The organism is Victivallis lenta, assembly GCF_009695545.1.
GTDB lineage: Bacteria > Verrucomicrobiota > Lentisphaeria > Victivallales > Victivallaceae > Victivallis > Victivallis lenta.
This window is the reverse complement of the sequence record NZ_VUNS01000006.1, coordinates 198512-210976: the sequence shown is the minus strand read 5'-3', so window position 1 is coordinate 210976 and position 12465 is coordinate 198512. Positions and strand designations below refer to the sequence as shown.

Below are 12465 nucleotides of genomic sequence, written 5' to 3'. Positions count from 1 at the left end.
TTCCACTGCCGGAATATCTGTTCCGCCACACGCTCGTAACCGCCCGCGCTGCGATCCTGAAAAGGCTTCAGCGACACTTCCAGATCAAGTTTTTCCCAACGCATCTCTATGGTGACTCCTTCCCCTGGGGTTGAAAGCATGCGCGGCTTCCGCAAATGATTCCGCCGCGCCCGTCCATATTATACCCGTCCGAACGGCAAACAGCTAGGTCTCCGTTTTCCAATCCGGCAAAAAGGCGTAAAAAGTCAATACAGTCCAAAGCAAACTCATTTTTTCCGTTCAGAAGCCGGCCAACCGGGTTCAAGCTGTTTTTCAAATCCAGCCGGACAATCCGCAACATCTTATAAACGATAAAAATAACCGGTCTCCAGACTTCCGGATCGATGTAAAATTAAAACATAATTTCACATACAGGGCAATCACACTCTTTTTCATTGAAAGTTAACATTTTAACAAGAAAAATATATTTGACAACATCAAAAGCGGTGATATATTAAGGAAGGAGTAGCAGGGATACCGGAAAAGATTTTCATTCATTTTCGAATCGTTTCCGTTTTGCCGTTTTTCATTACGACTTCGGCGATAACGAATTGCGGTATCCGAACAACATGCCGCCGCGGTTGCGGCGGCGGCAGAGAGCGGCGTTTACCACCAACCCATGAGGAGGCGTATTATGGCAGGCAAGAACATGACGAAAACCAACCGGCCGATCCGGCGCCGGGTCACCTTTCTTCTGGAAGACGAGCCGGGCAAGGTCGTGGCCGTGGCCGGCAGCTTCAACGACTGGCTGCCGGACAAGCAGCTCGTCGACAAGAACGGCGACGGCATCTACACCGGCACGATGATGCTCGAACCGGGCGTCTACGAGTATAAATTCGTCATCAACGGCGAATGGAAAATCGATGAACGCAACCCGAACTTCGTCCCGAACGACATCGGTTCGCTGAACAGCGTTCTGGAACTCGAATCGAAGTGATTCCGCCGTCGCGGCGCAATCCGGTCCGGGAGAAAGTTCCGGAGCCGCGAACGGTCCTCTCCCGTTTTCCGGAAGCAGCCGGGCGGGAGAGCATGAAACAGAAACCGTAAAAGTTCTCCGCCGTCCGAACCGCGAATCACGCGGAACGCGCCGGTTCCGGAACTTTTATCATATAGGAAACCACAGCATATGGATGTACAACTTTACAATGTCGGCCCGCGGATTCCGGAGGAGCTCAAGTTTCTCGAAACGCTGTCCAACAATATCTGGTGGTGCTGGCACCCGCTGGCCATCGAGCTTTTCGTCCGCATCAACCCGAACCTCTGGCGCGAACTCTCCGGCAACGCAAAGGAATTCCTGCGCACGGTTCCGCAGTCGCGGCTCGAAGAGCTCGCGCACGACCCGACCTACCGCCGCCACCTGCGCACGGTGCAGGCCGAATTCGAACGCGTCTCACCGAAAAGCGAAAACGAAAAAGACCGCTCCATCGCCTATTTTTCGCTTGAATTCGGCATTCACGAAAGCATCCGGATCTTCTCCGGCGGCCTCGGCGTCCTCGCCGGCGACCACCTGAAGGCGGCAAGCGATCTCTCGCTGCCGCTGGTCGCGGTCGGGCTGCTCTACCGCCAGGGCTACTTCACGCAGGTGCTCGACCGCAACGGCTGGCAGATCGAACACTACCCGGTCTCCGAGATCCACAACCTTCCGCTCGAGCGCGGCCTCGACAAGAACGGCAAAGAGGTCACCATCAGCATCCGCCTGATCGACCGCGAACTCTTCGCGGCGGTCTGGGTGCTCTGGGTCGGCAACGTCCCGCTGCTGCTGCTCGATACCGAAATTCCGGAGAACCCGCCGGATCTGCGCGAGGTTTCGTGGCGACTCTACGGCGGCGACAAGCGCATGCGCCTGCATCAGGAGCTCCTGCTCGGCATCGGCGGCTTCAAGGCGCTGATCGCGATGGGATATGACCCGTCGGTCTGCCATATGAACGAAGGCCACGCCGGCTTCCTTTCGCTGGCCCGCATCGCCCACCTCGTGAACGACCTCGGCTACGACCCGAACGTCGCGCTGGAGGCGGTCTGGCGCTCGAACGTCTTTACGACGCATACGCCGGTCCCGGCCGGCAACGAGGTGTTCGACATCGGCATGCTGCGCCCGTACCTGAACGTGTTCGCCGCGGAAGCGCACCTCGACGTGAACCGCGTGATCCGCTGGGGCATCCCGATCAACGACCGCAACCACGCCAGCGAGATGTCGATGACCGTCTTCGGGCTGCGCCTGGCGGACTACAGCAACGGCGTCAGCAAGCTGCACGGCGAAGTCGCCCGCGATATGTGGAAAAACCTCTGGCCGCAGCGCTCCGTCTCGGAGATTCCGATCAAGCACATCACGAACGGAGTCCATATCGCGTCGTGGGTGTCGAACCGGCTCTGGGGGCTTTACGAACGCTACCTGACTCCGAAATGGGCGCACAATCCCCCGGTCGACCAGCTGATCGAAGGCATCAACACGCTGCCGGACGAAGAGCTCTGGATGGCGCACGAACTCTGCCGCCAGTCGCTGGTCAGGCGCGCCCGCCGCCTGCTGCAGAGCAACGTCCGCTACCTGTCCGACCGCTCGAAAGTCAAGGTCGACAAGACGAAAAACACGCTTTCGCCGGACATCCTGACCATCGGCTTCGCGCGCCGCTTCGCGACCTACAAGCGCGGCACTCTGCTGCTGCGCAATCCGGACCGGCTCATCGCGCTGCTGAAGGACAAGACCCGCCCGATCCAGTTCATCTTCGCCGGAAAGGCGCACCCGGCCGACGACGAAGGCAAGAAACTGATCCAGGAACTCGTCCAGTTCGCCGAGAACCACGGCGTGCAGGACCGGCTCGTCTTCCTCGAAAACTACGACATCGGCATGGCCCGCAGCCTTACGCAGGGCGTCGACGTCTGGCTCAACACGCCGCGCCGCCCGCAGGAGGCGAGCGGCACCTCCGGCATGAAGGCCGCCATCAACGGCGTCATCAACTGCAGCATCCTCGACGGCTGGTGGGCCGAGGGGTACAACGGGGAAAACGGCTGGGCCATCGAGGGCAACGACTACTACACCGAGGACGAGGACCGCGACAACTACGAGTCGCAGCAGCTCTTCAACCTCCTTGAGAACGACATCATCCCGTGCTTCTACGAGCGTTCCGGCGGCGACCTGCCGCAGCGCTGGATCAAGCGCATGAAAGCTTCGATCGTGACCGGACTCGGGGAGTTCTCGAGCGAGCGCATGGTCGAAGAGTACAACCGCTTCTTCTACGAACCCGCCGCCGCCTCCTACCGGAAGCTGACCGCGGACGACGCCGCCTTCGCCAAAGAGCTGGTGGCCGAGAAAGAGCGGCTGGTCGAGAATTTCGACGGCGGCAAACTCTATATCGAACGGCCGGCCGTCGAAGGCGACCTCGCCGATCTGCATGTCGGCGACAAGTTCAAGGTTTCAACCCGCGTCTATCTCGCCGGGCTCAAGCCGGAAGAAGTTGAAGTCGAAGCCTACTTCGGCACCGTCAACGCGCACAATGAGATCATCACCAGCGGCGCGGAGAAAATGGAGCTGGCGGAGACGCTCGACGACAACAACTACCGCTACAGCTGCGAACTGACCTGCCGCGTGTCCGGCCGGTTCGGGCTGACCGCCCGCATCAAGGCGGCGGGACACGAGTGGGACAACAGCGTGCCCGGCTTCATGTGCTGGCCGCGCTGACGCGCAGTTGTCCGGAGGACGGAAACGGAGGAGGCGGCTTCTCCGTTTCCGCCGCCGTCCGTCAATTTTCCGGCAGAGTGAGGAGAACGCCGACATGATGAGAAGAACCAATTACAAATCGCCGACCATCCTGGTCGTCACCCCTGAAATCACCTATCTTCCCGAGGGGATGGGCAACATGGCAAATGTGCTGCACGCCAAGGCCGGCGGCCTGGCGGACGTGTCGGCCTCGCTGGTCGGCGCCCTGTTCCGCCAGGGAGCCGACGTGCACGTCGCACTGCCGCACTACCGCAAGATGTTCCACGTCGACGTCGGCAAGCTGATCAGCGACGAGCTGCGCGTCTACATGAGCCACCTGCACAACAGCCGGATTCATCTGGCGGAGGACCGCATCTTCTACTACCGGGATTCGGTTTACAGCAGTTATTCGAAGGACAGCTTTCTTCAGGCGATGGCGTTCCAGCGCGAGGTGATCAACAACATCATCCCGGACGTGAAGCCGGATCTGATCCACTGCAACGACTGGATGACCGGGCTCATCCCGGCCGCTGCCCGGCGGATGGGGATTCCGTGCCTCTTCACGGTGCACAACATCCACACCCACAAGGCGACGCTGGCCCAGATCGAAGACCGCGGCATCGACGCGGCGCCGTTCTGGCAGAATCTCTATTACGAGCGCCCGCCGCTGAACTACGAGGAAAGCCGGTCGAACAATCCGGTCGACATGCTCGCCTCCGGAATTTTCGCCGCGCACTTCATCAATACGGTCAGTCCGACCTTCCTCAAGGAGGTCGTGGAGGGACGTCACCCGTTCGTGCCGGACAACATCCGCCGCGAGATGGCCGGAAAGTACTATTCCGGCTGCGCCTCGGGCATCCTGAACTCGCCCGACGAAACCAGTACGCCCGAAACCGATCCTTACATCGAAGTCAAATACGACGCCGAGACGCACGTGAAAGGCAAGCAGGTCAACAAGATCGCGTTTCAGACCCGCACCGGGCTGCGCGAGGATCAGAACGCGCCGCTTTTCTTCTGGCCTTCGCGCCTCGACCCGATGCAGAAGGGGTGTTCGCTGCTCACGGACAATCTCTACAACGTCGTCCACAAATACTGGGACCAGGGACTCCAGATCGCAATCGTGGCCAACGGCAGCTATCAGCCGATCTTCCGCGACATCGTCGCCCGGCACGACTTCTACGACCGCGTGCTGGTCTGCGATTTCGACGAGGGACTTTCGCGCCTCGCGTTCGCGGCGAGCGATTTCATTCTCATGCCGTCGCTGTTCGAGCCGTGCGGACTGCCGCAGATGACAAGCCAGTATTTCGGCAGCCTCCCCGTGGTGCACGACACCGGCGGGCTGCACGACACGGTCGAGCCGCTCAATGTGAACACCCACACCGGCAACGGGTTCCTCTTCGAAACCTACGACGACGGCGGGCTCATGTGGGCGATGGATGAAGCGATGCGCTTCTGGTCGCTGCCGCCGGAGGTCAAGGAGCCGGAAATCTCCCGCGTGATGCGCGAATCGAAGCTCCGCTTCAATCACGATGTGACCGCGCAGGAGTATATCAAAATCTACGAAAACATGCTGGCGCGTCCGCTGGTCCAGCACTGACGAAAGGCGGCGGCCATGAACTGTTTTACCCGGTTGAGCAACGAACCGGCGCCGCTGGCCTGCGATCCGTGCCTGGCGCCGTACCGCGACGCGCTCGCCGCCCGGACCCTTCGGACGGCCGAGACCGCCCGGAAGCTGACCGGCGGGCGCATGAGCCTGGCCGATTTCGCTTCGGGCCATGAATATTTCGGGCTGCACCGCGATGCGGCCGGATGGGTATTCCGCGAATGGGCGCCGAATGCGACCCGGATCATCGTCCGCGGAGACTTCACCAACTGGGAGGAGCGCCCCGGATTCGTCATGAAATCAAAGCCGGGCGGCGCATGGGAACTCCGGCTTCCGGCCGAAGCGCTCCGCCACGGCGACCACTACCTGCTCTCTATGGAGTGGGAGGGCGGCCGTGGCGACCGGGTGCCCGCCTATGCCCGCTGCGTCGTGCAGGATGAAGCGACCGGTCTCTTCTCGGCGGTGGTCTACGCGCCGGAACGGCCCTATGCGTTCCGGCATCCGTCGCCGCCCGCTCCCGCCATGCCGCTCGTCTACGAGTCGCATGTCGGCATGGCGCAGGAAGAGCCGAAGGTCGGCAGCTTTGCGGAGTTCCGGGTGAAAACCCTGCCGCGCATCGCAAAGGCCGGCTACAATACGATTCAGCTGATGGCGGTCATGGGGCATCCGTACTACGGCAGTTTCGGCTATCACGTCGCCAATTTCTTCGCAGTGGCGGGGCGGTTCGGCACACCGGACGAGTTCAAGGAGCTGGTCGATGCGGCGCATGGCCTCGGGCTGCGCGTCATCATCGACCTCGTGCACTCGCATGCGACCCGCAACGAGGTCGAAGGGCTCGGCCGCTACGACGGCAGCCGCACCGCGTTCTTTCACGCGGGAGCGCGCGGCGAGCACGCGGCGTGGGACTCGCTGCTCTTCGACTATGCGAAGCCGGAGGTGCTGCATTTCCTGCTGTCGAACTGCCGCTACTGGCTCGACGAATTCCGCATCGACGGGTTCCGTTTCGACGGCGTGACAAGCATGATGTACCTGCATCACGGGCTAGGGAAGACCTTCACGTCGTACGCCGACTACTTCGGGCCCGACGTGGATGAGGATGCTGTCTGCTATCTCGGGCTCGCCAACACGGTCATCCACACGGTGCGTCCCGATGCCGTGACCGTCGCCGAAGACGTCAGCGGCATGCCGGGACTCGCCGCGCCGCTCGGCCAGCCGGGAGGAATCGGCTTCGATTACCGCCTGGCGATGGGGGTGACGGACATGTGGTTCAAGCTCTTCGACATTCCGGATGAAAACTGGCCGCTCGGCTGGATGTACCACGAACTCTGCAACCGGCGGCGCGACGAGCGTTCGATCAGCTACGCCGAATGCCACGACCAGGCGATCGTCGGCGGCAAAACCGCGATTTTCCGGCTCGCCGACGCCGCGATGTACGACGCGATGCACGTCTCCTCCGCCAGTCTCGCCGTGGATCGCGCGGTCGCGCTGCACAAGATGATGCGCCTTGCGACGCTCGCCTCGGCCGGACACGGATACCTGAACTTCATGGGCAACGAGTTCGGGCATCCGGAGTGGATCGACTTTCCGCGCGAGGGGAACCACTGGTCCATGATGCACGCGCGGCGGCTCTGGTCGCTGGCGGAGAATCCGGATCTGCGCTACCGCTTCCTCGCTGTTTTCGACCGGGCAATGCTCGAAACGGTGAAGAGCCGTCCGGAATTCACACGCTGCATCCCGCAGCTGGTGCGGCTCGACGAAACCGCGAAAATCCTGATTTTCGAGCGGGACGATCTCTATTTCTGCTTCAATTTCCATCCGGAAAGGTCGTATTTCGACTACGCCTTCGAAGTGCGGGAGGGGGTATTCGAGACGGTACTGGACTCCGACGCGCCGGAATTCGGCGGCTTCGCGCGGCGCGAACCGGGCCAGACCTACTTTACGCGGAACTCGCGCCTGAGCCTCTATCTGCCGAACCGCTCCGCGCTGGTGCTGAAGCGCCGGTGACGGAAAGCATTCCGCCGGTCAGAATCAGGGCGCAGCCGGAGACCTGCAGGAAATCGAGCGTTTCGCCGAAGGCGAACAGCCCGACGGCCAGGCTGACCACGGGGGAAAGCATCAGCAGGAAACCGGCTGCCGCCACCGGGGTGCGCGTCATCCCGTGGGTCATGAAATACTGTCCGGCCGTATCAAAAAAGGTCAGCAGCAGGCCGGCGGCCCAGGCGGTTCGGGTCGCCGGAAATCCGGCGAAACAGACGGTCGGCGCCATCAGGACCAGCCCGCAGACGCTCTGGCTGAAAAAGACCACATGCAGATTATCCGTCCGGTTAAGCTTGCGGATAAAGGTCAGGGCCAGTCCGGAACAGAGTGCGCCTCCGACCGCCAGCCATTCATACAGCGAAGGTCTCCCGCCCGCGCATAAAACCACGCCGGCCGAAGCCGCGAGCACTGCGGTCAGCAGCCGCAGCGACATCGCTTCCCCCAGGAGAAACAGTGCGGACAGCGCGCCGAAAATGCCCATCAGCTGCATCATGACGCTGCCGCGTCCCAGCCCGACCAGCATGATCACCGTGAACATCAGAAAATTTCCCGCCGCGCCGAAAAAACCGCGCAGCAGAAAGCAGCTCCGGTTGATCACACGCAGCGACCAGCAGCCGAACAATGCGGGCAGCGTCACTCCGATCGCGGCAGTCAGAAAACGGATCAGTCCGAGCTGGAAAATATTCACGCCGCCGGCCGTCACCGCCTGCTTGACAGTGATGCCCATCAGCGCAAAGCAGATCGCGGCTCCGACCAGCCAGACCGGCCCGGCCCGGAAACGGCCGCCGGTGCTCATTTCAATTCGTCCAGCGGAATGACGGACAGAACGCAATCCTCTTTGGACGATGCGTATACGATATGCAATGCACCGTTGTACTCGCAGGCCGACGGATACGCCCACTGGCACTCTTTCCCCCAGCCGCGGAAGCGCGGCCGAGGCGACTTTCCGTGCCGGACCGCACAGATCGAGCGAAACTGCAGTTCGCCCGGCGCCGAAACCGCAACCGCCAGAGTATCCCGCGCATCCGGAGCGGGGTTGAAAATCAGGTATCGCCGTCCGTCGGACAAGGTTCCGCAGCACGGCTTCGCCGGAGACATCGGCAAATTGGTATCCGCCGTTTCCGACCAGCTTTCACCGCAGTCCCCGCTGAAGGCGATGCGGGCGAAAGGCCGGTCCTTCCAGCCGTTGCGGAACACGAAAGCGACCTGGCTCCCGTCAACCAGAAGCCCGCCCTCCCCCCAGGCGCCTGCCCGGCGCGGCTGCGGAATTTCAACGATCCGCCAGCAGTCGATCCGTTCGCCGTCGCTGACGGCGACAGCCGGAAGCGCCTTATCTCCGATGCAGCGGATTCCGGGCAGCAGATAATTGCCGGCCGCGGACTTCTGCGGCCGCGCCATCGGCCAGAAGGGTTCCGGAATCACCACACCGGAAAACTGCCAGGCGGAGCCGTCCGGCGCCAGGGTCATCAGCACCGTCCGAAGCCCCGGATAAGCACTGTCGCCGGGAATGCCGTACCGGGCTTGCGGAACCAGCGCGTGCAATCGGCCTCCGCACGGAAAAAACACGCCGTGACTGCAGGAAAAACCGCGGGACAACGGCGGGGAAATCCGTTCGGCGGCCCCCCATGAACGGCCGCCGTCCCCGGAACGGCAGCCCCGCATGACGGACCAGCGGTCATTCTCGTCCCTGCGGCTATTTCCCCAGCCGCAGAACAAAGTTCCGCCGAAATCGGCAATATCGGCGCCCAGAAGGAAACGGTACCGCTCATCCGCCCGGCGGATGACGTGATGTGAAATGTGCCCGGGCAGCGGAATCCGCGCCGGATCGATGCTTCGCCCCGCCCATAACCTGAATAGTCTATTCATGCCATGCCCCCTTTGTTTTCACCCCGGATATCACATGAAAATACGAAAAAACGAAGAAGAGACCTTGCTTCTGAAATAAGTGCGGATACCGCAGCCGATGACGGGAAGCTGCCGATCCGACTTCTTCATGCCCGGGAAACTCCTCCGATTACTCCCTGATGTGGTTTGCGATCAGCTCGACAGCTTCCGCTTCGTCGGAATTCTTCAACGCCGTCACGAGTTTCCGGTGCTCCGCGGCGGCGGCCCTGACCAGCCCGGGAAGCCGGTACTGCCGGCGGAACTCCTCCCGGAACAGCGCCTGAAGAACCCGGCCGAATACCTGAAGCGTCCGATTGCCGCAGGCCTTCAGCAGCAGAAGGTGAAAATCACGGTCGGCAAGATCGGCTTCCTCGGGCGAAGTGCCGGGGTCTTCCATTTTCTCCGTCAGATTTTCCAGCTGCCGCAGCATGACCGGGGTGATCCGTCTGACCGTCAGCGGCATGACCGCCCGCTCAATCACCTTGCGCGCCTCCAGATAATCCGCCGGATCGACGTTGTCCAGCGAAAACCGGAACAGCAGATCGCTGCCCGCCGACTCCGGGTCCATGGATCTGATCACAGTTCCGCGACGCGCCTTTTTATCGAGAATTCCCTGCAGGCAAAGCGTCGTGGTCGCCTCACGGATTCTGCTCCGGCTCACGTTGAAATGCGCCGCCAGTTCCATCTCCGTCGGAATTTTTTCCCCGGAGCGATATCCGTTCTCCCGCAGATAATTTTTTAATGCATCAAGCAATGTCATCATCATTTGGCAACCTATATTATTTAATTGTCGACAATTAATATAACACGCCAGATCCGGTTTGCAAGGGGAACGGTAAAAAAATCCGGAAACGGCTCTCCCGGACAGCCCGGAAATCACGCCGTCTCCGGAACGGACGCACCGCTCCTCAGCGGCTCCGCCTCCGGATGCTGGTGGCGGAACCAGGTCCGCTGGCGGCGCGCCAGCTGCCAGGTCGCGGTGCTGATGCGGGCGTGCAGCTCTTCGAAATCAAACCTTCCGGCCAGATGCTCCGCGATCAGGCGGTAGCCGAGCGCCTGGTGCGCGGTCGGCGTTTCGAGGAGCCCGGAAGCAATGGCGCGCTCCGCCTCTTCGATCCACCCGGTTTCCAGCATCCGCCTCGCACGGCGCGCGATGCGTTCCCTGAGCACCTCCGGCTCCGGATCGAGCCGCCAGGCCCGAACCGGGTAACGCAGCCGGTCGAACGGATTCTTCTGCAGCTCGAGAATCGATTTCCCGGTCAGAAGCCGGACCTCAAGCGCCCGGATCAGCCGGCGGCGGCAATTCTCCCAGCGCGCAAGCCCGGCCGGGTCGAGTTCGGCCATTCTCCGCTTCAGCGCCGTTTCACCGGCCTCGGAGTCGTAGGCCGCATCGAGCTCTTTCCGGAGCCCGGGGTCGGCCGGCAGATCGTCCAGCCCGTACAAGAGCGCGCGCAGATAAAGCCCGGTCCCGCCCGCCAGCACAGGCAGCCGGCCCCGCTGCCGGATCTCCGCAATGGCGGCGTCCGCGAGGCGCTGAAACATGAAGACATCGATGCGTTCGTGGAAATCGAAACAGCCGACCAGATGGTGCGGAATCTCCATTTGCTCCTCCGCCGTCGGCTGGGCCGTCCCGATCTCAAGCCCGCGGTAGAACTGCATCGAATCGACCGAGACGATCTCGCCCCCCCGCTTCCGCGCCAGTTCGAGCGCCAGCGCACTCTTGCCGGAGGCGGTCGGCCCCATGATGACGACGATCGGATCAGCGGACACGGTAGACTCCGTGATTTTCATTCGAGAACAGCGGGGTCAGGCGGCGGCCGAACCGCTTTTCGATCTCCGCTGCGGATTCGTCCGAACGCAGGATCACGAACATGCCGGGCGCCAGCGCCTCCACCGGCCCGCGCGGGCCGTCGAAGCGGAAATCCCGGAACTCGACTCCGGCCGCATTCAGATAGAACAGCAGCGGCCACGGGTCGGCTTGAAAGCTTGCGTAAAAAGAGAGCGGCCGGCCGCCGAAGCGCTCGGCCAGTTCCGCCGCCGTCGCGCGCGGCGTGTGCTCGGCGCGCAGATAGTAACCGTAAAAGTAGTCGTCGGCTCCGGCGCCGCCGAAGCGCCGCGAAAAAACCAGCCGGAACATCGGCTGCTGGGCGATGAAGCTCCAGCCGAGCACAACGGCCGTCAGCCCGCCGATCCAGACGCCGAAATTCCAGCGGCGGCGCCAGCGGCAGTTGAGCGCGGTCAGATCGCGGACCCCGGCCGCCAGCAGCAGCACCCAGAGCGGCCAGAACGGGAAAAAGACGCGCGGAAACGGCGCCACCGGCAGCAGCAGCGCCATCGGAACCGGCAGCAGCCAGATGAGCGCCCGCACCGACCGGACCCATCGGTAGCGGACCCGGTCGAACGCCAGCAGCGACCCGGTACCGGGCAGCAGCAGCATCGCAAACGAGTAGACGAACGCGGCCAGCACGGCCAGCAGCGCCCGGGAACCGTCATTCCACCCCTCCCCGAGACGCAGGCAGCCGAGGAACTGCCGCAGGATCGGCAGATAAAACAGCAGGAACGCGGCCGGCGGAATCAGCGCCAGCAGCCAGAAGGCGCGCCGCGCGTAAAAGCGGCAGCCGAATACCGGCAGCGCATAAAGCACCACTCCGGCCAGCACGGCCAGATTGGACGGAATCACCGCGACGGTCGCCAGCGAACAGACGCCGTACAGGATTCCCCGCTTCACCCCGGGCCGGCCGGCGAAATTCAAGGCCGCGTCGAGCGTGAGCGTAACGAAGAGAGCGCTCAGCATATAACCGCGGAGCGCGGTCGCGTAAATCAGGAACGGCACGGAGACGGCGAGGGCGACGAGCACGGGCAGCAGAATCGCCCCTCCCCCCATCCGCACGCGGAACAGCCGGTAGAGCAGCAGCAGCGTCGCGCCTCCGAACAGGAACGAAAGGAGCCGGAACCAGACCACCGGGTCGATCCCCTCCGGCAACAGCATCGACCAGTAGTGCAGAACGACCGTGTAGAGGATCTGGTTGTTCGGAATGACGTAGTTTCGATAAATCTCCAGCGGGGAATCCATCTGGGCGAAATTCAGGAAAGTCAGGGCTTCATCGAACCAGAGATCGCGGTTCAGGTATGCGGAAGCGTAGAGAAACAGCGCGCCGATGACGCAAGCCGGCGGAATCAGTTTCAAGATTCGTCTGTCCACAAAAGGCCC

9 protein-coding genes are annotated in these 12465 nt (G+C 62.3%); 4 read left to right on the top strand and 5 right to left on the bottom strand.

What is annotated here, in order from left to right; genetic code table 11:
• Positions 1-673 precede the first annotated feature (673 nt).
• The 4 genes from FYJ85_RS08125 (at position 674) to FYJ85_RS08110 (ending at position 7337) form a co-directional block, all read left to right on the top strand.
• The gene (locus tag FYJ85_RS08125) at positions 674-976 is read left to right on the top strand and encodes a glycogen-binding domain-containing protein (protein ID WP_158703833.1); all 303 of its coding nucleotides are present in this window, start codon (positions 674-676) and stop codon (positions 974-976) included.
• A 189-nt stretch (positions 977-1165) separates the two neighbouring features.
• Positions 1166-3712 (top strand): alpha-glucan family phosphorylase, encoded by a 2547-nt coding sequence (gene glgP / locus FYJ85_RS08120; RefSeq protein WP_106052725.1) that lies wholly within the window; start codon positions 1166-1168, stop codon positions 3710-3712.
• A gap of 94 nt (positions 3713-3806) precedes the next feature.
• Positions 3807-5327 (top strand): glycogen synthase, encoded by a 1521-nt coding sequence (locus FYJ85_RS08115; protein WP_154417792.1) that lies wholly within the window; start codon positions 3807-3809, stop codon positions 5325-5327.
• Between the two features lie 15 nt (positions 5328-5342).
• Positions 5343-7337 (top strand): alpha-amylase family glycosyl hydrolase, encoded by a 1995-nt coding sequence (locus FYJ85_RS08110; RefSeq protein WP_154417790.1) that lies wholly within the window; start codon positions 5343-5345, stop codon positions 7335-7337.
• On the opposite strand, the gene FYJ85_RS08105 is transcribed toward FYJ85_RS08110, so the two are convergent.
• The 5 genes from FYJ85_RS08105 to FYJ85_RS08085 all read right to left on the bottom strand — a co-directional run bounded on the left by FYJ85_RS08105 (position 7270) and on the right by FYJ85_RS08085 (position 12456).
• Positions 7270-8166, bottom strand: coding sequence for a DMT family transporter (locus tag FYJ85_RS08105; RefSeq protein ID WP_154417788.1), 897 nt, complete (start codon positions 8164-8166; stop codon positions 7270-7272). The two genes, FYJ85_RS08110 and FYJ85_RS08105, sit on opposite strands and share 68 nt — an antisense overlap.
• Positions 8163-9236, bottom strand: a complete 1074-nt coding sequence (locus tag FYJ85_RS08100) for an exo-alpha-sialidase (RefSeq protein WP_106052729.1) — start codon at positions 9234-9236, stop codon at positions 8163-8165. Before FYJ85_RS08100 ends, FYJ85_RS08105 begins: the two co-directional genes overlap by 4 nt.
• A 148-nt stretch (positions 9237-9384) precedes the next feature.
• Positions 9385-10020, bottom strand: a complete 636-nt coding sequence (locus FYJ85_RS08095) for a FadR/GntR family transcriptional regulator (protein ID WP_106052730.1) — start codon at positions 10018-10020, stop codon at positions 9385-9387.
• Positions 10021-10130: 110 nt separating this feature from the next.
• Positions 10131-11024 carry a tRNA (adenosine(37)-N6)-dimethylallyltransferase MiaA gene (gene miaA, locus FYJ85_RS08090; RefSeq protein ID WP_206213042.1) on the bottom strand — a complete coding sequence of 298 codons (894 nt, stop codon included), beginning with the start codon at positions 11022-11024 and terminating at the stop codon, positions 10131-10133.
• Positions 11014-12456 (bottom strand): class-II aminoacyl-tRNA synthetase family protein, encoded by a 1443-nt coding sequence (locus FYJ85_RS08085; RefSeq protein ID WP_154417784.1) that lies wholly within the window; start codon positions 12454-12456, stop codon positions 11014-11016. Before FYJ85_RS08085 ends, miaA begins: the two co-directional genes overlap by 11 nt.
• Positions 12457-12465 lie beyond the last annotated feature (9 nt).